Annotated in this window: 24 protein-coding genes; 9 read left to right on the forward strand and 15 right to left on the reverse strand. The window is 37.9% G+C overall.

The annotated features are described in order from the left end of the window. The first annotated feature begins 95 nt into the window (after positions 1 to 95). Positions 96 to 968 carry an AraC family transcriptional regulator gene (locus tag MKZ13_RS25635; protein WP_339179200.1) on the forward strand — a complete coding sequence of 291 codons (873 nt, stop codon included), beginning with the start codon at positions 96 to 98 and terminating at the stop codon, positions 966 to 968. Positions 969 to 1,043: 75 nt separating this feature from the next. On the opposite strand, the gene MKZ13_RS25640 is transcribed toward MKZ13_RS25635, so the two are convergent. Both MKZ13_RS25640 and MKZ13_RS25645 read right to left on the reverse strand, forming a co-directional pair. Next, positions 1,044 to 1,793, reverse strand: a complete 750-nt coding sequence (locus MKZ13_RS25640) for a DUF3600 domain-containing protein (RefSeq protein ID WP_339179203.1) — start codon at positions 1,791 to 1,793, stop codon at positions 1,044 to 1,046. Next, a complete protein-coding gene (locus tag MKZ13_RS25645) occupies positions 1,780 to 2,367 on the reverse strand; it encodes a sigma-70 family RNA polymerase sigma factor (RefSeq protein WP_339179205.1) in 588 nt (195 codons plus the stop codon). The genes MKZ13_RS25640 and MKZ13_RS25645 overlap by 14 nt, the downstream gene beginning before the upstream one ends. A gap of 862 nt (positions 2,368 to 3,229) precedes the next feature. Between MKZ13_RS25645 and MKZ13_RS25650 the strand changes: the two genes are divergently transcribed. From MKZ13_RS25650 to MKZ13_RS25670, 5 genes are all read left to right on the forward strand, one after another. Next, positions 3,230 to 3,436 (forward strand): hypothetical protein, encoded by a 207-nt coding sequence (locus MKZ13_RS25650; RefSeq protein WP_339179207.1) that lies wholly within the window; start codon positions 3,230 to 3,232, stop codon positions 3,434 to 3,436. Between the two features lie 199 nt (positions 3,437 to 3,635). After that, positions 3,636 to 4,202 carry a methyltransferase domain-containing protein gene (locus MKZ13_RS25655; protein WP_339179209.1) on the forward strand — a complete coding sequence of 189 codons (567 nt, stop codon included), beginning with the start codon at positions 3,636 to 3,638 and terminating at the stop codon, positions 4,200 to 4,202. A 57-nt stretch (positions 4,203 to 4,259) separates the two neighbouring features. Then, positions 4,260 to 4,940, forward strand: coding sequence for a response regulator transcription factor (locus MKZ13_RS25660; RefSeq protein WP_339179211.1), 681 nt, complete (start codon positions 4,260 to 4,262; stop codon positions 4,938 to 4,940). A gap of 49 nt (positions 4,941 to 4,989) precedes the next feature. Next, complete coding sequence (locus MKZ13_RS25665; protein ID WP_339179213.1) at positions 4,990 to 6,036, forward strand: HAMP domain-containing sensor histidine kinase; 1,047 nt, start codon at positions 4,990 to 4,992, stop codon at positions 6,034 to 6,036. Between the two features lie 34 nt (positions 6,037 to 6,070). Further along, the gene (locus MKZ13_RS25670; RefSeq protein ID WP_339179216.1) at positions 6,071 to 6,646 is read left to right on the forward strand and encodes a methyltransferase domain-containing protein; all 576 of its coding nucleotides are present in this window, start codon (positions 6,071 to 6,073) and stop codon (positions 6,644 to 6,646) included. A gap of 82 nt (positions 6,647 to 6,728) precedes the next feature. On the opposite strand, the gene MKZ13_RS25675 is transcribed toward MKZ13_RS25670, so the two are convergent. From MKZ13_RS25675 to MKZ13_RS25705, 7 genes are all read right to left on the reverse strand, one after another. Beyond that, positions 6,729 to 7,121: a hypothetical protein gene (locus MKZ13_RS25675; protein WP_339179218.1), complete on the reverse strand. Its 393-nt coding sequence runs from the start codon at positions 7,119 to 7,121 to the stop codon at positions 6,729 to 6,731. Positions 7,122 to 7,145: 24 nt separating this feature from the next. Continuing rightward, positions 7,146 to 7,928 (reverse strand): SDR family oxidoreductase, encoded by a 783-nt coding sequence (locus MKZ13_RS25680; RefSeq protein ID WP_339179220.1) that lies wholly within the window; start codon positions 7,926 to 7,928, stop codon positions 7,146 to 7,148. A gap of 89 nt (positions 7,929 to 8,017) precedes the next feature. After that, positions 8,018 to 8,596: a TetR/AcrR family transcriptional regulator gene (locus MKZ13_RS25685; RefSeq protein WP_339179224.1), complete on the reverse strand. Its 579-nt coding sequence runs from the start codon at positions 8,594 to 8,596 to the stop codon at positions 8,018 to 8,020. A 61-nt stretch (positions 8,597 to 8,657) separates the two neighbouring features. After that, positions 8,658 to 9,656, reverse strand: a complete 999-nt coding sequence (locus MKZ13_RS25690; RefSeq protein ID WP_339185452.1) for an NADP-dependent oxidoreductase — start codon at positions 9,654 to 9,656, stop codon at positions 8,658 to 8,660. 165 nt (positions 9,657 to 9,821) lie between these two features. After that, on the reverse strand, positions 9,822 to 10,907 hold the full coding sequence (locus MKZ13_RS25695) for an alkene reductase (protein ID WP_339179226.1): 1,086 nt from the start codon (positions 10,905 to 10,907) through the stop codon (positions 9,822 to 9,824). A 60-nt stretch (positions 10,908 to 10,967) separates the two neighbouring features. Further along, a complete protein-coding gene (locus tag MKZ13_RS25700; RefSeq protein ID WP_221823674.1) occupies positions 10,968 to 11,726 on the reverse strand; it encodes an SDR family NAD(P)-dependent oxidoreductase in 759 nt (252 codons plus the stop codon). A 335-nt stretch (positions 11,727 to 12,061) separates the two neighbouring features. Further along, complete coding sequence (locus tag MKZ13_RS25705) at positions 12,062 to 12,565, reverse strand: SMI1/KNR4 family protein (RefSeq protein ID WP_339179228.1); 504 nt, start codon at positions 12,563 to 12,565, stop codon at positions 12,062 to 12,064. Positions 12,566 to 13,500: 935 nt separating this feature from the next. On the opposite strand from MKZ13_RS25705, the gene MKZ13_RS25710 reads away from it, so the two are divergent. Continuing rightward, positions 13,501 to 14,175: a hypothetical protein gene (locus MKZ13_RS25710; protein WP_339179232.1), complete on the forward strand. Its 675-nt coding sequence runs from the start codon at positions 13,501 to 13,503 to the stop codon at positions 14,173 to 14,175. Between the two features lie 495 nt (positions 14,176 to 14,670). Beyond that, the gene (locus tag MKZ13_RS25715; RefSeq protein WP_339179234.1) at positions 14,671 to 15,936 is read left to right on the forward strand and encodes a hypothetical protein; all 1,266 of its coding nucleotides are present in this window, start codon (positions 14,671 to 14,673) and stop codon (positions 15,934 to 15,936) included. A gap of 151 nt (positions 15,937 to 16,087) precedes the next feature. Here the strand turns inward: MKZ13_RS25715 and MKZ13_RS25720 are convergent, their stop codons facing one another. The 5 genes from MKZ13_RS25720 to MKZ13_RS25740 form a co-directional block, all read right to left on the reverse strand. Then, complete coding sequence (locus MKZ13_RS25720) at positions 16,088 to 17,698, reverse strand: hypothetical protein (protein ID WP_339179236.1); 1,611 nt, start codon at positions 17,696 to 17,698, stop codon at positions 16,088 to 16,090. A 325-nt stretch (positions 17,699 to 18,023) separates the two neighbouring features. Further along, a complete protein-coding gene (locus MKZ13_RS25725; protein WP_339179238.1) occupies positions 18,024 to 18,233 on the reverse strand; it encodes a hypothetical protein in 210 nt (69 codons plus the stop codon). A 26-nt stretch (positions 18,234 to 18,259) separates the two neighbouring features. Further along, positions 18,260 to 20,122 carry a hypothetical protein gene (locus MKZ13_RS25730; protein WP_339179240.1) on the reverse strand — a complete coding sequence of 621 codons (1,863 nt, stop codon included), beginning with the start codon at positions 20,120 to 20,122 and terminating at the stop codon, positions 18,260 to 18,262. Continuing rightward, on the reverse strand, positions 20,115 to 20,624 hold the full coding sequence (locus tag MKZ13_RS25735) for an ABC-three component system middle component 2 (RefSeq protein WP_339179243.1): 510 nt from the start codon (positions 20,622 to 20,624) through the stop codon (positions 20,115 to 20,117). The genes MKZ13_RS25730 and MKZ13_RS25735 overlap by 8 nt, the downstream gene beginning before the upstream one ends. Beyond that, a complete protein-coding gene (locus MKZ13_RS25740; protein WP_339179246.1) occupies positions 20,617 to 21,717 on the reverse strand; it encodes an ABC-three component system protein in 1,101 nt (366 codons plus the stop codon). Before MKZ13_RS25740 ends, MKZ13_RS25735 begins: the two co-directional genes overlap by 8 nt. A gap of 416 nt (positions 21,718 to 22,133) precedes the next feature. Here MKZ13_RS25740 and MKZ13_RS25745 point away from each other — a divergent pair, with 416 nt between their 5' ends. Beyond that, positions 22,134 to 22,892, forward strand: a complete 759-nt coding sequence (locus MKZ13_RS25745; RefSeq protein WP_339179248.1) for a hypothetical protein — start codon at positions 22,134 to 22,136, stop codon at positions 22,890 to 22,892. Between the two features lie 732 nt (positions 22,893 to 23,624). Here the strand turns inward: MKZ13_RS25745 and MKZ13_RS25750 are convergent. Continuing rightward, the gene (locus MKZ13_RS25750) at positions 23,625 to 24,410 is read right to left on the reverse strand and encodes a hypothetical protein (protein ID WP_339179250.1); all 786 of its coding nucleotides are present in this window, start codon (positions 24,408 to 24,410) and stop codon (positions 23,625 to 23,627) included. Positions 24,411 to 24,499 lie beyond the last annotated feature (89 nt).

Consider the following 24,499-nt stretch of genomic DNA (forward strand, 5'->3'; position numbering starts at 1 on the left):
CCTTATTCCCTTCACAATACACAATAATAAAGCGCTTTTATGCGTTCATCTTGTGCTAAAATAAAACTATCTTGCGCATGATAAGGGAGGCATTTATGAAGTCCATTTTTCTGGGAGAACAATTTAATCTGGTCTGTCGTCGTACATCCAACACTACGTCTCGCGAAGTGTTCCATGCTCATTCGCAGCTGGAGATAACCTATATTCACGAAGGATATGGGCAGTTGATAACCGAAGGTCAGGTTTTCTCCCTTGAACCCGGTATGCTCATGATTTTTCGACCTTTTCAATTGCACCACATCCAGATTCAAGTATCCAGACAGCAGCCTTTCATTCGAAATGTACTCATGGTTGAACTTGATCTACTGAAGGCACATTGGCCCCAATTTATCGTTACTTACGACTTCATACAGGATCTGCTGGAAGAGCAATCCCCCATTCAGCCCATCCGACTTGCTGCCACATCCCCACTCGTTCAACGAATGGAACAATATGCAGATACGTATCTAGGTCTGCTTCCCCACGAAATAGAGGAGGATACACGCCTCTTTTTATTGGATCTGTTCGCACAACTTCGCTACCTGTGGCAAGACGGGCAGCAACGCCGCTCCGAAGATGTACTCTCGTCCAGTGCAGTTCTTCACCCTCATGCCGAAGCCATCATGCAATGGATTGAACAGCATTACCATGAGCCTTTTCGTTTGGAGGATATCGCAGATACACTTCATTTATCTCCCTATCATCTGTCTCATGTTTTCAAAAAAGCGACCGGAACCACAATCGTTGCTTATGCTCAAGCCACCCGCATTCGTCATGCCTGTGTGCTGCTCACCCGTTCCTCGCTCACCGTTCCCGAAATCGGTCACCGTGTCGGTATGACGAGCCCCTCCTACTTTTGCAAAGTATTCCGTACTACCACAGGCTCTACACCACATCAATATCGGCTGAAGGTGCAGGGGAGGAAGTAATGGATCACAACAACAAGAAAGAAGCGAAAGAATTCACTTCTCCGCTTCTTCTCGTACAAACCGATTTCACTTGCTTCACCGCACATCAAGCCCCAACTTCTCCAAATACGGAATAAGTCGCTCTCTTAATTGCCTCAAATCATCCTTCTGTTCCACTGACAAGCGTTCATCATGAATACTTCCATCCTTGTCCACCACCATCACTTCATACGCCTTCATTTGTTCATACACAGATTTCAACTCGGTAAACTCCTCTTTAGTTAACATCTCCTCCGCCCGCGCCAACTGCTCCGTCCAGAATTGTTGCTCATTCATAGGATCCTTTTGTGAAGCATTACTCACAGCTTCCAGCTTCTCGAAAAACGGTTCCAGCTCAGCTACAAGAAGGTTATATCGTTCTTGCTCTACTGTACTCCACTGCTCTGGATGCATATTGCCCTGAGAATCAGCATGCTTCACGGCCATTTGCCCCATTTGCTTCAGCAGGTCCATATATTGAACAAATTCTTCTTCGCTGAAATGGGCCTTGGCCGTCTGCAGCTTTGTTTCCAACCTCATGTAATCCTCAGCTGTTCCCCCCATAGCAGCGATATTCTCCTGTGAACCATATATTCCGTCTGCGAGATAGGTGTACCCTGCATAGGCTCCGGTGGGAACAATGAGTACAGCAGCCAATAGCCCAGTGACCAGCCATTTTTTTCGATTTCTTCTGATGTGTGAATCATTTCGAATACCATCCATCATTTTATGTTTAATCCTCGCAGGAACGGACCAGTCTTTGGTCTCTTCCTGATAGGCTTTTCGCAACTGTTCATTGAGTTTCATGCAGATCCTCCACCTTTCCCCGCAATCTTGGATTCATCTTCTCTTTCTGTCTCAACTTCGCCAGAGCCGCATGTATACGCGATTTTACGGTTCCAAGCGGAATCTCCAATATGTCAGCAATCTCCTCTTGCGTATATTCATTCAAATAATGAAGTGTCACCACCTGCTGCAGCTTGTACGGTAAACGGCGCACCTGTTCCAGGAGAGGACGATTTGCCAGTTTGTTGACCAGATCAGTGGAAAAATCATATTCTAGTCCAACGTCAGATTTTTCGATTCGCTTGCTAAACCGAAACTGCATCAACCTTTTGCGTCGATAACTCTGAACCTGTCGCATCGTCACCCCCATCAACCAGGGACGAAAAGCACGCTCCGCATCATATCGCTCTAATGACCGATACGCCTGAATGTAAATCTCCTGTACCACGTCCTCCGCGTCAGACTCGTCCTTGATGAGAAAACGCACAGTTCGATATATCCCCGTCACTGTTTTCTCATATAATTCTCCATATGCTTCTTCACGCCCAGTACGTATTAACGTTACAAGTTCTATGTACTCATCCTGCTCACTCATTAGCCATCCCCTTCCTCCTTACACTATATATTGGCACGCCAGCATCATATCGTTCGATTTATTTATTGAATGAGTAGGTATAGCTGAATCTGATACAAAAAAGGCCCTCTGGTGTTTATCATGATATAATATACCTAATTTTGATATAATTGGAGGTTCTGCATCTGAGTTATAAGATCCCCTTTGGTCTTTTGCTATTATCTTATTTCGATCATCGGATTGGTAATCGCCAGAAGCTACTTCGAGGCCTACGCCAAGGTATATAGACTTATTGGGATCTTGGTTATCTTATCGTCTCTTTTTCTTTCGAAAGCGGACATAAGGGAGAAACTTAGCAGGGGTGGTCACTACTGTAATGAAACTTTTCAGCAAATTGTACTCAGAATATCTCCTGATTCCACGACCTCTACGTTTGTTGTTTTTGTGGGGGTGGATTGTTTTGTTTTTTATTGCTGGTGCCAAACTCAGATGGTTCTACTTCCTACAATAAACTGATTATAAAATTGTAGTTCTCATGGAACATAAAAAAGAGCTGAGTCGTCATTATGACGTCTCGGCTCTTCTTTGATGCTCATCCTCTTCCTTGCAGATAAAGATATAGGTAATCAACTCGAGCTCGCCTATACGTTCCTTTTTGAGGCAAACCTTATTTGGTATTCAGAAATTCATATCACTTGATCACCGCTCCTAAATATGTCCACCTGTTCAAGTCTTGCCAGTACGTTGGCAAGGCTTTTTTCTCTTAAACATAAGTTGTTTGGCTTTGCTTATGTATTCTTTAGATTTTCTTCAGAATTTTGCTCATTAATTCCTTAGTTTTTTTCATTAAGATTGCTATATCAACAAGAGAGGAGGCAAAACAATGATCAGTAATACGATCTTAGAGCTACTTCATCAGTATGGTTATCTAATTGTTTATTTTGCCTTCTCATTAGGGCCTTTCGGTATTCCAATTCAAATGATAAATCACAAATTTCAACATCATAAACACTTCATTAAAGCTGAACTCATTCTGAATAAAAGTGGCAATTGGGCGATGTGCATCGGTTTGTTCATTCCAATCGTGTGATATGTTCTCCCTTTGGTGATGGGACTCAGTGGCGTGCAGTATAGAAAATTTGCTCTTATCTCCTATTCCAGTGCTTTGTTATGGACCATAACGTATTTTACAGCGGGCATTTACTTCGGTGGCCCCATTCTATCTACGCTTCATTTATTACATTTCTAACTGGTTTGGATAACATACCATCACATTATGGAGGAACCCTATGAATTCCAATGAACCTGTTTTATTTTTGAAAAGCTTTCTGCAAAGCCCTAAACATGTCGGCAGTATCATACCCAGTTCCCGGTTTCTCGCCAGCAAAATGGTGAAGCAAGCCTCTTGGCTAGAGGCAAAAGCAGTCGCCGAGCTTGGATCGGGTACAGGTCCTATCACTCGTTATATTCATCAACAAGTACAGGATTCCACCAAAGTCCTATTGTTTGAGATGAACGAAACGATGAGAGATAATCTTCAGACGGCATACCCGGAGTTCTCCTGTTATCCAGACGCCGCTCGATTGGTAGAATCTATGAATCAAGAGGGCGTTCAGCAACTGGATTACATTTTTAGCGGATTGCCGTTTTTCAACTTTGAGCCTGAATTAAGAAATACGTTGGTAGACCAGATCCATAAGGCACTCAAACCTGGAGGGTTATTCATCGCCTTTCAATATTCACTCCAAATGAAAAAAACATTATCCGAACACTTTATTATCGAAAAAATAGAATTCGTGCCTTTGAACATACCTTCTGCGTTCGTTTATGTCTGTCGCAAAAAGGAAACAATTTAAACATCTTAGGCTATCGTTTACACTGATGTTATCCTAATTTTTAAGGAGTGTTGAATCATGAGTACCGTTCTCGTTGTTGATGATGAACCCGATATCCGGGATGTCATTCATGTCTATTTACGTAACGAAGGATATCAGGTCATTGAAGCAACCAATGGTGAGGAAGCGCTAAATATTATCAAAACAACATCGGTCCAACTCGTAATACTTGATGTCATGATGCCCATTATGGATGGAATCAAAGCCTGCTTCAAAATAAGAGAAGTATCAGCCACTCCGATTATAATGCTATCCGCCAAGGAAGAAGACATTGATAAAATCACGGGCTTGACTACCGGGGCTGATGATTATATGGTCAAACCGTTTAATCCATTAGAGTTACTGGCTCGCGTTAAAGCTCAGTTACGACGTCAAACACTGATTGGCAAAGCCGAATTCAATTCACTTATCCTGATCAAGGACCTTGTCATTGATACAAGTAAACATTCTGTGAAGCTCAAAGATAATGACATTTCGCTTACACCACTGGAGTTTTCCATTCTGGTGTTGCTTGCCAGCCATCCTGGACAAGTATTTAGCTCCGAGAAGATATACGAAACTGTATGGAAAGAACCTTTCGGGTATTCCGATAATACAGTGATGGTTCATATTCGTAACCTGCGTGAGAAATTGGAAATGAATCCACGGGAACCTCAGTATATTAAAACGGTATGGGGAGTGGGCTATAAAATTGATTAAACGATTACCACATTTTAAAAAAAAGATACAGATTAACATCCTATATCAAATGTTGATCAGTTTATTGATTTCGTTTGTTGGCTCTGTGGGTGTAAATAATATGTTGATCATAGCTGCCGCAAAAATTAGTGAAAGATTTAATTGGCCTTCGCTTCTCTACATCTTTCCTTATGTTCTAACACCAATCTTCATCGTAATTTTCACGTTAATTTTTTTGTTTTCCACACGAAAAATTGTGAGAGATCTCGTTACATTAGAGCAAGGACTTCAACTCATATCGGAGGGCAATCTGGACTACCGTGTACCCGTCAATCGACAAGATGAACTTGGACGAGTCGCTTCCAACATCAATCACATGACTGAGCAGTTGCAGCTACAGATGATCAAAGAGCGCGAGTTGGAAAAATCCAAGATGGACATGATTACAGGCATCTCACATGACCTGCGCACACCGCTTACCAGCATAATCGGGTACATCGAGCTTCTTAGAACAGAATCTTTTCAAGACAAAGCAGAGTATGACCGCTTCATACAGAACACCTATAACAAAGCAACGCATTTAAAGAAGCTGCTCGATGATTTATTTGAATACACACGCTTAACCTCAGTAGATACCCAACTGGATATGAAAAAGGTTGACCTACATCAACTCTTGGATCAGTTACTGTTTGAATTTGAACCATTGGCTCAGGAAAATAGTATTCATATTGTTAAAGAGATCGGCGATGCTCAAATCATGGCCATCGTAGATAGTGATAAGATTGCTCGCGCCATCGATAATCTTCTCATGAATGCCCTAAAGTATTCCTTCAAACCGGGTACGATCCACATTCGAATGAGTATGCGTCATGAACACATTGCCATTGAAGTCGAAAATAAAGGTATGCCACTCACAATAGAGCAAAAAGATAAACTGTTTGATCGTTTTTATAAGGTAGATTATTCAAGAAGCAGTGAAGGCATCCAAACGGGGTCTGGTCTGGGTCTTTCGATTGCAAGAAACATTGCAGAGTTACATCAGGGTACCTTGACACTTCAGCATACGCATAACATATTTACGTTCCAGATAAGCCTGCCTTCCAACAACATCCAGTAAACCATCAGCGAATTCAGTCATGGAGGATACAGCAATGAAAACATCCGAACCACTTCTTTTCCTGCAAGGATTTCTGAAGAACCCCAAACGAGTAGGCAGTCTCCTGCCCAGTTCCAAGTTTCTGGCCCATAAAATCGTCCAGTCTGTACGATGGGATAAAATTCGAACCATTGCTGAGCTGGGGCCTGGAACAGGTGCCATCACACGTCTTATGAGAGCTGAATTACCCCAATCTGCTACCGTTTTTTTATTTGAAAGAGACCCGAAAATGAGGAATAATCTAAAGAAAACATATCCTGAATTCATGTACCATTCGAATGCATCCTATCTATTGAAAAAGATGCATCAAGAAAATGTGCATCATTTGGATAGTATTATCTGTGGACTGCCCTTTTTTAATTTTTCCAGAGAAATGAGACAAAACATCCTGTCACAGATCCATACAGCGCTCCGACCTGGAGGCACGTTAGTTTTATACCAGTACTCACTTCATATGAGGAAACAATTAGCTGAGTTATTCGAGATTGAGAAAATTCAATTTGTGCCCTTCAGCTTCCCTCCTGTTTTTGTGTATGTTTGTCGTAAAAGACCCGATGAAGGACAAACGTGAACGATCGAATTGGGGAAGATCTGATTTATCCTCGCCATTGTAACCCGATATTGATTTATGCATATCATGTTTTCTTACCTTCTCATTTTACAGTTGCTAGCCATTGGAAGGCTTCATTTAAGTCATGGAATTCTTGAGATGGATTGGATATGTCCATTCCTGAGAGCATTCGGTTTGCACTCGATTTAGCTATCGCTTTATGGGGAACAAGCAGTGCTGAATACTTAAGTCCTGCTTCGAGTGATCTCGGATACCACTCTTGTGCAACCCATTCTTGGTCATCTGGCGAAATAACGGCCAAGTGACGGCTATCGTATAACGCCTTATCAGAGCGTTTTTGCACCGCTAACTCCAATAATTTATTTAGTGGTGTACGATATTGTTCACCTCGCGCAAAGCTCATCCATTGCAAAACAACTACCTTATTATCCTCATTCCATGAAACGGTTGCTTGAGGGGAATCATAAAAAATCATATCGGTCATCTCCTTTTTAAATGTTTAATGTCCTGTCTTGTCCTGGGAGGATCTAATCATGCGAGTCATCATCTTACGCGGCAACAACCGCGGCATAAACGCGATGAATCGGTTTCGAGCACCAGGCATAATTAATGTCTTGCCACGCAAAAATCCTCGATACCCTTCTTCGGCCACCTGTCCGGCTTCCATGATCGGGCCCTGCAACATCTTCGAGACACCCATACCCGAACGATCAACAAATCCGGTAGATGTCAGCCCTGGGCACAGTGCTGTCACCGTAACACCAGTTCCGCTTACTTCATTCTCCAAAGCCTCAGTGAACGATAGCACATACGCTTTCGTCGCATAATATACCGACATCATCGGTCCAGGGAAAAAACCTACCAATGAAGCCACATTCATCACTCCGCCTTGCCTACGTTGGATCATATCCGGCAAGAATAGCTTGGTCATGACGGTTAAAGCCTTGATATTCACGTCAATCATATTAACTTCTTGTTCCATATCCGTTTCCATAAACGTCCCGAACAGACCGAAGCCTGCATTGTTGACAAGATAGTCAACAACAATGCCCTTTTCCTTCAGCTCATGATAAATCTCCTGTGGTACCCCAGGTGCCGCTACATCTTTGGCAATAACCGTCGCCTGAATGCCATACTTTTTCCGATACTCCTGAGCTAGATCCTGTATTTTACCCTCACTTCGTGCTACCAGCACAATATGATGTCCACCTTTGGCAAACCGATCTGCTAACTCTTTACCGATCCCACCTGATACCCCTGTGATTAGAACTGTCTTTCTCATGTTGTTGCCTGCCTCTCTTTTCTATAAAATGTGTTTCATCTGGAACATCAATATTTGAACGAACGTTCTATAATAGTGAAAAAAATAGACTACCTCCGTATGAGATCCATGGATAGCGTCGCTATACGAAGAAGTTTTTCTTTGGTTATCGAAGTTTTGGCCATCACCCTTAACCCAACGCCTACATTATGCAGATATTCTGCCAATACTTCGGCGTTGTACTCGGTTGTGAATTCATCTTCCTGCTGTCCCCACACAATAATGTCCTTGATTAGTTTCTCCGTATTTGCAAACATCTCTATCGATCGATTGTTCATATCGTCATCACGTGCCGCCAATTCGACCGTTGAATTAACAATGAAGCAGCCTGATGCTGGATGCTCCTCACTATGAATCAAAGAAGAAAATATAAACTGAAGTGCTTCCGTTGCCGTTTGAGAATGCTCTACACCTGTTGCAAGGGCGGAGCTCATCTGGTGATCATATAGATCTACTGTCTTCAGGTACAAGGTATGTTTATCACCAAATGTGTCATACAAGCTTTTACGATGAATTCCCATATGATTGACTAGATCGGTCATAGACGTCTTCTCATAGCCTTGTTCCCAAAAAAGTCTCATCGCTTTATCCAGTACAACAGACTCTTCGAACTCTTTGCTTCTCGCCATTGGCTTCCCTCCTGTTCAGAAAACGAAAATTGAATAACATGAGTATGATCTTAACGAGCCTTTAAAAGGTAACAATGACTTTGCCCTGCGAGTGACCTGTTGATACTTTAATCAATGCCTTTTCAATGTCATCAAACGTATACGTAGAATCGATCGAAGGTTTAATGTCTTCTTTTTCTACAAGAGCTGTGATTTCTTGCAACTGAATCCCACTGGAATGCACAAATAAAAAACGGTATTCAGCTTGAGTCTTACGTGCCATGGAATCCAGGCGTGCACCTACGAGACCAAACAATGCTCTTTTCCACAACGGGAATTGACTGTCCACTGCAAAACGATAATTGGGTCCTGCCTTCAAAGAGACTAATTTCCCCTGTGGTTTCAAAATACTCAGTTCAGCTTTGATCTCATCCGCACCCAAGGTGTCGATCACATAATCGATATCGGACAGAATGTCAGCATACTGCTCAGTCTTATAATCAATGAATTGATCTGCTCCAATGGATAGAGTACGTGCTCTGCCCCTCTCACTGCCACTTGTGATAACCGTTAATCCCATGGACTTGGCAATCGGGATAGCCATTGCACCGAATCCACCCGTTCCACCAGGAATAAACAGCTTTTTATTCGGCTCAGCTTGGAGTACATCATGCAATGCTTGATACGCGGTCAGGGCAGTAAGGGGTACCGCCGCAGCTTCGATAAAAGATAGATTTTCAGGCATCATGGATAAGGCATCCTCATGTACAGCTGCATATTCAGCAAAAGCACCAATTTTATTCAGAGGCAACCTGGTATAAACCTTATCACCTACTTTAAAATTCAAAACATCATCACCAACGGCTTCAATGACACCCGATAATTCATTCCCTAAAGTTAAAGGTAACGTATAGTCGGCAATCATCCGAACACTGCCATTCATATTCAAGATATCCAGCGGATTTACACCCGCAGCTTTCACTTTGACAAGGACCTCACGGCTATGAATCTGAGGTATCTCAATATTATTGATTCCCACTTGGATTTTTTTGGAATATTTCTGTATTTGAGCTGCTCTCATCATTTTTCCTCTTCCTTTACTTATAGACTATAAAAGTTGAACTAAAGATTATTTACACTGACACTACGATGACAGAACAACCTTCCAATCGCTGTTATCGTGTAAATGAGTAGTTAGGAACATGGCGCGCAGTATTCAGTTGTACGCCATGCTCCATACTTTGTGCTAGTGTAGCCCCTCTTGCGACTTTAATTCTTCCAACGTAGGGTAATCCGTGTAGCCCTTACTTCCCAAACCAAAGAATGTTGTCGGATCTGCTTCATTCAGTGGCGCACCCTGTTGAAGTCGTTCCGCGAAATCCGGATTGGCTAAAGACCATACACCAACCGGTACCACATCAGCGAGACCACGATCTAAATCGACACTGAGATCCTCCAACGTTCTTCCAGCCCGATTGACCAACAATGGATTTTGCCAGATCGAACGAATGTCTTGAAGTAGGTTCTCATCTCCAAGATGCATAACATGAAGGTAAGCCAGATCCAATTGAGCCAATTCTTTTACAAGATAGCGATAGAGTTCAGGGCCTTGTTCGCCATCTTGAATTCCACCCAGCGGTGTCCCTGGTGAGATACGGAAGCCTGTTCGTTCTGGCCCTATTTCCTCCACGATGGCTTTGGTTACTTCCATCGCAAAGCGAGCACGATTTTCTATAGATCCACCATACTCATCTGTGCGTGTATTCGAATTTTCTCCTAAAAATTGATTGATCAAGTAACCATTAGCTCCATGAATTTCAACGCCATCTGCCCCTGCTTCGATCGCTGCGGCTGCTGCTTTTCGGAAATCGGCGATGGTCGTTTGAATATCCTCCCGACTCAATTCCCGGGGTACAGGGATATCCTGCATTCCTTTAGCTGTGAACATTTCTACACCCGGTGCGATTGCTGACGGAGCAACCGGTTGACGATGATGCGGGGTATTGTCCGGATGGGACATGCGACCAGCATGCATTAATTGGATATATACATATCCGCCAGCTTCATGCACCGCATCGGTTACCTTTTTCCATCCTTCAATATGCTTATCGGTGTAAATGCCAGGTGACCACAAGTAACCCTGTCCATCATCTGAAGGCTGTGTTCCTTCTGTAATCAGAAGTCCCATCGTTGCACGCTGAGCATAATAAAGTGCCGCTAACTCTCCAGGTGTACCATCTTCTTGTGCTCTACTGCGTGTCATAGGTGCCATCGCTAGTCGATGAGACAATTCCATGTTACCAATCTTCGTTTTACTCCATATCTTTTCCATTTGGATGTACTCCTCTTCTTATTTGGGATTTTGTAGATGTATCCTCTAGATTCTGCTGTATTAATTCAATTCTGAAATGACCGGGTAGATTGCGCCTGTCAGCTGAAAATCATAGTTCTGGTCTACAATGCCTACAACCACTTCGTGGTGATCATACAGATCGATCATGAAGCCTGCCATTTCTTTAGCTGTGTGATATTTGGACATATTCGCTTTGTAATCAAATCCTTCAGCATCAATTGATTTTTGTACAAACTCTGTTTCCGTGATCGCTGGTGCAAGCACCTTCGCTTTTAGTTTTGCACCCTTCAGTTCCAGTTCTTTGGCAAGACCTTCTGTAAAGGCGCTAACGTAGTATTTCGATGCAGAATAAGCAACACTGCCTACAGCAATGGCATATCCGAGTGCGGAGGAGACGTTAATCAACTGAGTACCTTCGACATTTGCATAATCTCGCACATACAATGTAGAGAGAATGGTTAGTGATTCGATGTTAACACGTAGCATGGTCTCCACTTTATCCAAATTCTGTTCAGCAATGAACGAACCTTCTCCCAGCCCCGCATTATTGATCCAAGTCTCAATTTCATATTCCTTCAAATCGTTATATAGCGTGTACGCCTCTGCGGTAACAGACAGGTCGCTTGTGTGTACGATAACATTCACTTTAGGATCGATACCCTGGATAGTCGATTTAAGCTCTTCAAGCTTATCCAATCTTCTAGCTACCAAAATCAAATTTTTGCCCCGTGCTGCAAATGCCAATGCTGTTTCATATCCAATTCCTGAACTTGCTCCCGTAATCACTGTGTATTTCATCATATTCTCTCCCTCATATTCTTTAGATTAGTGTAAATTCACTTTTGAGAACGATCGTTCTTTATTGTGCAAAAAAAAAGTAGTTAGAACTAACTTGCTGTTAGCATATCATTTCTAGAACGAGCAGTAAAGAATTATTTTATATGTAGAACATATGCTTGGAACATACTTAAATGAGAATAAAATCACGCTATATAAACCATTTATATCATAAATTAAGAATTCCTATATCGTTTCACTCCTTCAAATTAAGTAGAATTAACTTTTCTTTCGTTGAATAATCTAATGTCAGGCTTGCTGGCCACAAGTATAACCATCAACCTTTCCTAGTTACGCTAATCTGAATTCGACATGATCCATGCCAGAAATTCTCCAAACGAATCGGATACCTTTTCAACCTCTTCAAATTCAGGCTCACATCCACGGACAATAGCTCCTCTGTCGGTTGTTAAGTCAATGGCATAGAAGGCATATCCATCCTTCACAGACATTACGATCGGCAAGTGATGATCCCACCAGGCCGTTATCTCTGACTGCCAAATAGCATCCCCCTCTGCTGCCTCCAAACTAAGCATTTCAAATTCATTCCATTGGAATGCGGTCTCCGTGCTATTGTTGAACTCAGCCTCACAAATAAACCAGGTTTGCTCATCCGGTGCAACGCATTTTTCAACTACATTTAAAAATTCTAAATATTCATCTGGAAGCCCTTTGTATCTTGAAGTAATCCCACTGTTTAAATGTAGCTGCGAACCGGATTTGCTCATTATTTCCCAGCCCTTTTCCCCAGCCCAAGTCATAAATTCCCTAAAGTGAGTGTTTCCTTTTCCATTATTCATTTCCAATTTATACACCTGCCCATCAGCTTAAGAAATAGAAACTATATCACCTATTCGGGAATTGAATGGAAAATCCCTGCTATGGTGCTTCAAAGACAAAGACAAAAAGACTGGGGAAATGGTTGGGAAAAGCGGCAACCAGCTTCCAGCCTTTGGTGGTTGGGGAAAAGTTAATTTTAGTTAGGGACAGTTAATTTTAAATTGGACAGGAATTATTAGTTAGTTAAACATCCTGTAGAAAACTAAAAATAACTGTCCCCACCTCCAAATCCCCCAATCCCTTACCCCACAAGGCTTCATCGCTATTTCCGAGATAAAAATTCGTGTCCCAAAAACGCTGAGAAAAAGCCCTCAAAACTGGAAAGAAACTGGTTCAATTGTGAACAAAAACGACTAATAATTCGTGTCCTGAAAGGATAGAGATATGCCTGAGAAAAGAAAGAATTAGCATTGAAAAAGACTGGGAAAGAACCTGGGAAATGCCTGAGTAAAACCGTCTCTGCTTTCCTCATAAACCTTGAGGAGCCTGGGTTTCTGCTTGATTACCTATTCGGGATTTGCTTGAGAAATCCCTGCTGTGATGCTTTAAGAGGAGAGAAAAAGACTGGAGAAATGGTTGGGTCAATCGTCAACCAGTCTCCAGTCTTTGGTGGTTTGGGGACAGTTAATTTTAGTTAGGGACGTTAAAAATAAAATTGGACATGAATTTTTTATTTGTTAAAAGGAAGAAATCCTATCTTTAATGCGGGAAAGCGACGTTGAACTCATTAGGAAAACAAATTAGATAAATTAACTTCACAGCGATCACATATAAATTCACTGCGAAATTTGCAAGATATTTCAGATAAAATAACTTCACTGTTGATTTATTTTAATTTCACAGTTAAAATCATTGCAGATGAATGAAAAGTTAAATCATAAGGGGTTGTATCCGTATGGAATCTAAACAGCAACTATTCTTATCTCAAATCAATTTTTATGAAAATGAAATCGTAATGACAAGAAATCGATTATCTTGGCTTGAGATGGAGGTTACGAAGTTGACGGATTTTCTACTCGATGAATCACCTCCAGAATATGATCGTACATCCCAAGATGAAGAACAAGTAGAGTCAACAAATGGAGTCAGTAGGGATCCTCAATTAAGAAGAACTATTGCAGAAACCATTATGGGTAAATTGAGAGGACTTCTACCAAGTGACTGGACATATGAGTACCTTCCTTACACCAACATAAAAGCTTACAATAAAAAACAGCAAATAAAAATTAAACTCTATACATGTACGGACACATCACGAAAAAAAGAAATTAATGACAGGGAAACAAAACTCCCTCAAGGGTGGTTTGCAACAACACAAGCACACCTTCAGCGTTTTGACATTGCAATATTTGCAATTATTGATAAACCAAAAGTCAATGTGGAATTCTTCATTATGACAATTAATGAGCTTAAACAGCTAAATGAGAGCAAAACCATTACAGACAGCGATGACTACGATTACGTCATTGAAAACAGAAACGGTCTATGGCAAGATATATCATCTAATGGTTCAATTTGGAATTCTTTTCATGGAAATTGGAATGTTTTTAGTGAGTATTTAAAGGCTTGATCTCTCCAGTAAGGGGCTGTCCGAAAAGTATCTTTCAAGTACGAACCAAAAAAGGTGAAGAGAATTATTCTACGGCATTCCTGGGCTTTTTAATTTGAGTTTTATTTACTTGAAAATTGTCTTTCTGGACAACCCCTTACTGCTCACACCAAATAATACTTTTTATACAATACGATAAAATTATTACAAAAATAGTTTAGTATAGCTACTTTCTTGTCAAGTAAAAAATCACTTACAAAACGAAGCCTGAAAATTAAGCGAGAAAAACTGAAAGAGAACTAATTTAACTGTTTCTATTAACTCAGGTACGGAATGAAGATAGAGAATAAAGCGATTAACAATTATTAATACACTCATTCATTGCTCATTTGATTTTACCTCTCAGCGACTCAATCTAATCCTCATCCAGATAACTTCTAAGCTTAGGAAACCATTCTATACTCTAATTCGTTATATATTAAAAGAAAATAAGGAAGTTAATTGGAGGGTTTCTGAATGGCTGTTAACAATCAAGTTGTGGTTTGTGATGTTTGTGAAACGGAAGTATTAGTAAAGTTTCAAGTTGGTGTGTTAGATGTATATCCTGTATATTATTCGTGCCCAACCTGTTTAACAAACATTTATGGTAATATTTCGATTGATCATGACAAGGGAATGCTAACGTTCAAATTACAAAATGCTACAAATAAAAACGGCATGGAAGGCTCATATATTTTAGTCCTATCAGGAGAGTTCCCTTCTATTAAAATGATTCCATTTACAGAAGAAACCTTCAAGGCGTCCTTATTTTCACCTTTTATCCGATATTCACCGCATAGCGCTAAAGCACATCGTGCATACGAGGTATTGTTACAATTTGTGCCTTTATTTATTAATGACGAGTGGAAGAAGGTTGAAAGAATTACTAACCTATATTTCAATGGTCAAGATATATACTTAGAAAGTGAAATTGAAAAACTACGGGAAAGTCCTCGTATTAATATGAGTCCTTATGAAAAAGATTCAAGTGTCAGCAAGCTTGTCACAACAATATTTAGAGAAATGGTGTTGTGTAAACCGTTATCAGTTGTTTCTGATGACGATCTGACCTATAGGTTAGATTCTTTTAAACAGAATAATCCAAATGAATATGAAGAATTTCTTTGTTTTTCTACCAGAGATGATTTGTTGAGAGTTCAAAAAAGCCTATTTACACTTTTTGATGCATTCGCAAATCACTATCGTTATTTATCTCCTGTGGTATATTTAGAAGGGAAGGGCGAGTTGATTTCCGAAGTAAAAAATCATGAGGGACTCAATACAGTATCTTTTGATCTATTGGATCGTTTATATCAAAATACTTTTGAAACATTATTGGCAAACTCTACTATTTGCTTAATGTTGGATAACCTGTTGGTAAGAGGTTCAATTCATAGTATGAATCCTTCAATACAAGTTAGAAACAGACCTGTTGTTACTTTGCAAGATTATATGTCATTAACGAATGGACAAAAACTGAAATATTTATCAGATGAAACAAATATTATTTCGCATGTGTTTACAGACATACTGGATAACGATCTACGAAATCCAATTGGACATAATAACTATTCATATGATCCAAACTCACAACTAATTCATTTTCATTCTAATCGCAGTAATCAACCTCCAAAAGTAATGTACCTGATTGAATTCGCCGACAAATGCTTTCAAACAATGAAAGTTAACTTGTTGTTGTGGGATCTTACCGTACTCATTAGAAAACTCATCACACAGCGATAATAAAAAACAGAGTTGTAGTCTTAATGCGTTTATCTTATGGATGTACGATTTAATAATATAAATAAACCGAGCGAAAGCAGGTTGCAAGGCATCAACCTGTTTCACTCGATTATTTTAAAGGTATTGTTTACAGCTTATAGCAATGAAAGCCCTATACGTTGCTAATAAAAGAATCTTCCAAGAACCCTAAAAATGAAATTGAATCATTCAATATTTTTTCAAAAACTTCATCAAAATTCCGATTTTGTAGTCCCACTTTTTCAGAAACTTTATCATAACTCTTTCCTTTGCGATGACCTGATCCAGTTGAACGCAGTTCCTGTAAATCTCTTAAAAATTTCAGATGTGGTTCATATCCTGTAACATTTTTTTCCTCAAGGAATCTTTCCAATCTTGATATACTCCCTTTTAGATCCTCTTTATTCATTATCAGTTTATTAAGTTCCTTCTCATTTATAGAATCAATCATGGTCTTAACAAGTGATAGAACTAAACCATCAAATTCTACTTGAGATTTTGCAATAGGAATTCTTAGATGCTCGAAGTTATATTTGTCAGCGTCCGATAGTTCTATAAATAAATCCCACCCCATCTTCTCGATCCATTTTCCTCTAAACATGACGAATTTCTGTTTGAATTTCAAGTCGGAGATTTCTGGGTCAGCAAACTGAGCAAGAAAGTCTCTTTTAAATTTAGTTTCACTCAACTTACCGTCAGGTATAATATTAAAACTTTTCCAATATATTTGCTCCTTATGAGGCAACTCGCGTCCTAAATCCCCCAGATACGCGGACACATACTCCTTATTCAAGTTGTCAATTGGTAACAACCAAATACCTTGGCAACGAATGTGTCCATCATTTACTTCATACAATTCAGGCTTAGAGTAATACTTTGTTAGGACGTCCTTCGAAAAATATACTGGAGTTAGGTATTGTGGCGAATTGGGATTGGATCCAAAATAATTCGCTAAATTTTTTGGGTCTGAAGGAAATTTAACTTCTTCTCCTTTTTCGTCGTATCCGATAACAAATTCCTCAAAAGACTTCAGTTTGTCGTAAGGCCAATATCCACTTTCTTCAATACTGACACCAAACAAAATCTTTTTTCCATGTAGTATCGAATATGCTCTTCTATCACTTGAGGACATAGTGTCGTTATCGTGATGATAATCGAAACAACAATCGGGGCCATAATAACAATCTTGATCCGCCACTAAGTTCATTTCTTCTAATGTTACTTCCGAATCAAATCTAATATTAAAATACAGTGCTATTCCCATTTGCTTGACGGCCGCAAAGCGCTTTAAATAATTTAGTTTAAAGAAGACGTTGTTTCCCTCGATTTTGATTACAGGATCTAATTCACCGTTGTCGGAGACATAAATATATTTGTTATCTTTGTGGTCATAATATAAATTATTTAGTAATCTAAATTCTTCTGAAATCTCAATATACGATTCGAGAACTCCTCCAAATTCCCGAAGAAATAGTAGTGGCTCAAATTCCGCTCCAGCATATCTCTCATAAACATATTCCGATGTACCATGTCCTACGAAACCTGGTCTTATACTGCCCTCTTCATGTTCCCAATTAGTGCTTTTTAAAACCTCTTCTATTTCATTATTAGGAATTAGCCCAGCCCAAAAATATCCATCTGCTCCGTTCATATTTCGGTTCCCTCTTACTTGTACCCATAACTCATGTCCAAATTCATTAATAATATAATTGATATTCTCCTTCTGAGTAAAGCGCTCACTCATATCTAATCCCCCTACGTACATTATGAACTTAGTTTATCACAATCCTCTTATTATCTGTCTATCTTGAGTTCTTTATTGATCTGTAGGTGAATGCTCCAATACTCTTTGATTATTCCGAACGAATCTTTCGGAATACTTATTGAGAAAGAGCTGAACAATCCCTACTCGCCTCATCTCTTTTGTCTTTTTAAAATAAAAACGGTATCAAACTTATCTCCATTCTTAGTACCTGGTATATGTAATAAAAATGGACTATCACAACAGCCCATTTCTTTAAGGAAAAATCAAATTTTATAATATTGATTCTCTTATAAGTCATACTATTTTATTTACATTCGTAAATTTTTGCTTTACAATGCTTTTGCTTAAAATCTGCAATTGTCGTAGACATCTCTTCCTTTGTTATTCCATCAAAGCCACTTCCCAATAATCGGTGTTGATTTTCCTCTCGAAAATCTTCCACTTTTATCTCGTCCCCCCAAATAATAAATTCCTCTTTGGTATTCTTATCAAGAATCAACCAAACTGAGTACATTAAAAAACCTCCTTAGCAATTTGCACCTACATAAATCCGTATCTTCCAATTGTACTATCCTTTGTGAACTCAATAAAATTCATCTTCTCTTCATTAACATTCATAGAGAATTTATTCTCTAATAATATTATTTGAGATCCAATTAAGTTGGAAAATGTATTTAAAAATCTGACTTTCAACTCTTCGGGAACCTTTTCTTCTTCCTCCGTCTCACTTGCTTCTTGATATGTGGTTAACGGTGAATCAATTAATACAAATCCAGCATGAGGTAAGGTGTTTTTTTGACAATACTCCATTAAACTAATTACAAAAACACTGTAGATAATAGATCTAAATCCTTTTCCGTAAACTGACCTTGCTTTACCATTAATAATAAAATCAAATTCCTTAAAATCAAAAGAAACATTATTAGATGTTAAATCAAGACCTGGAAATTTCATATCTATCAAAAAGCCATTCATTAACTTCGTTAGTCCTTCAATACTTCGATCTACTACATCCTTATCGACTGTTGGCTCTTGAGATGTATTAATTAGTATGTTTGTTGTGCCAAACAATTCCCTTTGTGAATTTAATCTAATTAGTTGATTTGTCAAATACTCTATTTTAGCTTTAATTAATTTTGCATCTACCTGCTTATCGATTTTTTCTTGAAGGGCGGCTTGAGTTGGTTTAAGTTCATCTTCAACTTTTTGTTTTATCTCATTATATTTTTTTTCTTCTATTAATATCTCTTCATTTATTTTTTCGATATCCTCCTCCAAGTTACCAGTTGTCATACTTAAATCACTTAGATTCAGCATTATTTTTTCTTTCTCGGAACTGTATGATGAAATTAACTTCTCATAATTAACCCCTCTTACAACTTTTTCGTGATGTGTTTCATCATGGTAGGAATCAAGTTGTTTGCCGCAGGCTGGACAATTTTCTGGTTGAAGATTCGAAATAATACTGCCACCTTCTAATATAAAATCAAGACGTTGAAGGTCAGAATTGAAATGCTCCTTAAGTAAATTAAATCTCTTTAAGAGTTCTTGATTCATCAATCTTTTGGTTTTGAGTTTCTCCATATTTTCAAAAGTCTCTTTTATAATTTCGCTGTGCTGTTGTATTTCAGAAGTTATGAATAACAATTCTTCTTTAAACGAAATGTCTGAAGAATCCTCTCCCAATTGTAATGTATATAATTGATTTTGAGTCTCAATTATTAATTCATCCAAGTAATCCGTTTTATCAACCTGTGGCTTCTCTCTCTTCTTCTTCTTACCAGCCTTTAACTTGGATAAGTAAGACATAAAATAAGTGTACTTTCCAGAAATAAAATAAAAAAATGCATTTAATTCCACTGTTCTTGATAGATACTGTCCCGTTGTTAATAACGTTTTATCTTTAATTACTTCTTTCTCATCTATTAGGGAAAAATGTAAAAAATCACGGAATGCTAATTTTCTATACTTCTCTTGTTCAACATGTGTTCTCAATTCAATCTCAGAGTTAGCTCCGAGATACTCCATCATATTGCTGGAAATTAACTTTGTGCGACCTTTTGTATTTACTCGTAAGTATTCCGTTTTATCGTTAATGCTTTCAAAAGAACAAGGGTAAATATAAACCTTGTTTGTCGAAAATACGCGCCTTAAAGTAAAAGTATCTTTTTTAGCAAAAGAATAAATTTCTAAATAACCGTCTAAATAATCTTTATTTTCAGGTATAGTTTTTGGGGAATCATTAGAACCAAGCATATACTTCAACCATTGGAAGACATATGTTTTCCCTGTATCCGTTGGACCTGAGATGATGTTGAGACCTTCAGAGAATTCAACTTCTCTCTCATCCGTACCATTCGACAAAATAAGTCTTTTTATCAGCAAGCCGAAGTTTTTATTCATATTTACCTCTCACTAATGATTCAAATTCAAACTCTCCACCCCACTGTTGAATGTTCTTATTTACGATGGAGTTTAATTCTGACGTTTCAATAGAACCGTATGTTTCGGCAACCCAAGTAGACAACTTTTTTAAAATCATAAAGTAATTGCTCTTCAATAAATCAACAAACATTTTAGTTAAAGTATTTGAACAGTAGTATATACCTGAATCCTTATATACGATTTCAATTAACCCTCTACTTACTAATAGGTCTAATCCTTCAGAAATCAATTTCCGTTTAATGATGATTTCAGAACCTCTTAAAGGTAATGATGGGTGCAAATTCATTTGTTCACTATCAACATCATTGGCATGGATAATAAAGTAATCAAAAATGACTAACCTATCTAAATCATACGTGTTATTTGAATCTTGGCTTAATAATACAAGTATTCTTAATGCAACTTCTAAATTAGAATTAAATAATAGAAATTCATCAGGATTTTTGATATCCCTACTCATCTTTTCTCACCCATTCGATTAAGCCGTCATTCGCAAGATGATGGCAAATTCCATGTCTATCGTCATCCTCCACTACTGAAATCAGAGGATTTCCCGATAGCTGTAGACTTCTTGCTGTTTTCGTTACCTCTTTTACCCTTGCAAAGCCACTCGAAAAATCCGATTCAACAGTATCAATAACTCCCATATATACTGAACTCTTCAATTTAGCAAATGCATCCGCACCTTCTGGTAATGTATCTCGTTCAAATGATGAAAGTGACTGAGCCTTGTGGTAATGGATTCTTTCACGTTGAAAATGATTCTTATAAATATTGTAACTTGTTAATTCGTCAGTATTATTAAAAGTTACTCCCTTATCTTCACTGTACGCTTCTAATAATTTTGTTACATAAGTCAGCTCTGACTCATGAATTTCTTCTGGCGTAATCGCTTCTTCTCTAAATTTATTAAACCCACCGCCAAATCTCGGTACATAATAAGGCGTCTTTCTGTGTTGTTCAATTACCTCAAGCGGATCGAGAAATCCTACTATCTTGAAATCAAATTTTTCCACATATTCTTTTAACTCCTCTGTTAGCTCCACATTTTCAGTATCGGTTATCTTGCTTTTACAATGTTTTTCCCAATTTAGAATAAGATTGTTTTTAAGTTGCTCAGGATTCTGAATGTAGGATTTTAGTAAAGGACCCACACCTTTGGAAGTCGCAAATATATATTTTTGTGGTACAGTGAATTCTCTATTAAACGTGTAATAACAAAGTTTGCCGAACTCAACCCAAACATCACTTGGGGTTAAAGGATTATTATAATGCTTACATTGATAACAATCCCATTTCTCCCCAGATTCATCATAGCAGGCTACGACATCCCTTCCTTTATCTCCTGCACCCGCGTTTCGATAGACTTTTTTGTAACCGACTATCTCAAGTAAATATCCTGTTGCCCATTCTTGTATAAACCGTTCAAAATCTGCATCAGAAAATAATGTTAATAATTCGATTGCAGGAATGGTTATAGTCATTCCATAAAGGATCTGTTGATTAGTTAGACTTTGAACGTTTGGTTTACTTATTTCATTTAGCTCTTCCATGTTATGTTCCCCTATATTAGCCCAAATTCATATTTATTCCTTTTATTTCGACAGGGTTCCTCAATTTCCCTCCATTGCGTCAATCCAATTTCATCAAATAATAGAATAATCAAATCTGTATTGAAGCATTAGGCTTTCTCCATATATATTCCGAAAAGGTATCTTTTCGGAATATATATACTTCAATAAGTAAAGGTCTGAGGGTATTGTACTCCTCATGTCTTTACTTATTTGTGATTTGGAGCTATTACAGGAGAACTCCTGCTAAAATTTTTTTGGAACCCTACTTACTCCAGCCTTCACTTTAACCCTATTTAAAGTTAGTTTAAAAGAAGAACGAGTCGCATTTTTGTAGGAAACTATAAATATATTAAAATATCATTTAAAGCGATTTAATAGAGAGGTGTGTAATGTATATGGAACTTCCTTTTGAATATTTGAAGCATGTGTATGGGAAATCGGGGGCAAGAGAAAAATTCGAAGCAATTTGTGTTGAATTAATTCAGACTATACATGAGGATGATTCCCACACGGTTGACAGTGATGGTGGTGATGGTGGAATCGATATATTTGTTGGCGACTATGATGGCGATTTAGATGTTTACCAATGTAAATATTTCATCGATAAAATTAATGCAACTCAAAAAAGACAAATTACAGAATCCTTCAACAAAGTAGTCTCCGAGAAGGGCGATAATATTATGAAATGGTATCTGTGTGTTGCGAAAGACTTTAGTAAGAAAGAACATGAGTGGTGGGCAAAATGGAAAAGAGAAATGGAAGAGAAACATAACTTCAAAATAAAGTTATGGGACGCCAGTATGTTGACAACTAAAATTAAGAAAAATGGATTGTTTGATCGCTACTTTACAAATGACAAGACAAAAAAAGAAGCATTCAGCAAGGACTTTCGTTATGCAATTTCAATGATGAGTGAGAATCCAGTGTACTATGAGCTTAATTTTCTTGAACATTTAGAAGAGCTAAAACACAAATGGGTAGCTGATGAATTTATTATTAATAATGAATCGCCAATATTTTCATATATGAATAGTTTCAATTTTATTATTTCCTGTAACAGTGGAAAGTTAATGAATAATGAAGAAGATAGGAATAAAATTACGGTTTTAATCAAATCGATTATTAGGGAATATAAGAAACTCGTGAAGAATTAAACATAATTGATTCCTAATCATCCCACATAGCTAAGTTTAATACTTTGGAAAGAATCACGTTTGATAGTCAGTAGTTTATGACTATCAAACTGATACAAGTTTGCTTAGAAATCGAGGAAACTTAATATTTCATTATAAAATAATGGCTCAACGCAATAGTTAGTGGTTGACAGTCTTTGGGCGCAAATTTTACCGAGTTCTCAATTGAGTAGTTCCTGTCTTTACTACGATTAGTGGATATACTTGGGGCTTTAAATGAGTCAACCCCTAATGTTGGCGTTGAGCCAAAAAAATTCTATATATCCTAATTGATCAAGTGTTTTTTTCTACATTTTTCTTACTAATTTCTCCTGCTAAATCTACAGAAAATCTGGATTTGTAACAACCAGAACCATCTCTCCAATATGTTAAAGGCTTTTCTCAATAATCATATTACTAAGCATTTGTTTTAAAATATTGAATAGATTCGAGTTCTCACCAAAGCTTCCGATTTTATTAAACATAATTGAAACACTATTTACCTCCATAATCGCATCTTAAATATCTTTACGCTGTTAGCTGGTGACATTTCAACCTTCCTCCGCTGTGATGTTTCAATGGACGAGAAAAAAACTGGAGGCATGGTTGGTGAAAAGTGGTAACCAAGCATCCAATTTTTGGTTATTTGGGGACGGTTAATTTGTTAAAAAGAAGAAGTGTTTGATTACAAGGTAGCTTATTAGATTATTTTGATCATTTCATTTGACTGATACTCTGTAGTAGCATTGCTTGTTTCAGTCTACGTAATAGTATGGGAGTTAAAAAATATTCTTTAAAAATTAATCCATGAGTCAATGCTGAGAAAACAAGCCAGCTATCTTTTTGTAATAGATTTTTTATTGTTACCGACTCACTGATAATATATCCTTCTGAAATAAGACCCATTTTCTGGAGAGTGATTAGTTTTAAAATATCTCCTTCAATCTTCTTTTTTGATCCCGATTTACTTTTTCCAATCTTTGAATAAACCTCAACAGCAATTACTTCATCATTTGTATCATTTTTATATAAACCATCAGGATTGAACTTATATTCTTTATCTCCTTTTTTGATTATTATTTGATTTTTAATAGCGGAAAAACCGCTTAAACCTTTCTCAAATTCACTCAGAAAATACCTTTCACATTCACCTCTTTGTATATCGGAACGTGAAAGAAATGAAGGCATTATTTTCTCATATGTGATTAGTACAGCTTCAATATTATTTACAGACCCCTTATATTGAAAGTAATCTTGAGATGGTTCATCAGTCAAATTTAAACCATTAATTACAAATTCAATTCTATCTCCATCAAAATTTATTAATTCTACTTTATTTTGTTCAATCCCCCTTAATTTACATATCACTTGTTGGCCTATGTCATAAGAAACAATCACTTCATCATTTTCTCTTAGGAGATGCTTTTGAATTTTATTTTTCTTATGTTTGATTCCAATATTCTCATCAAATAGTACATTCCAAAATTGACTGACCTCCATACCCTACCTCTATTCTGTAAAGATTGTCTTTATTTATATCTTTCTTCCACTGTATCATTATCAGTTAAATGGAGAAGGAATACTGAATC

It is taken from the genome of Paenibacillus sp. FSL R5-0701, assembly GCF_037973995.1.
Classification (GTDB): Bacteria; Bacillota; Bacilli; order Paenibacillales; family Paenibacillaceae; genus Paenibacillus.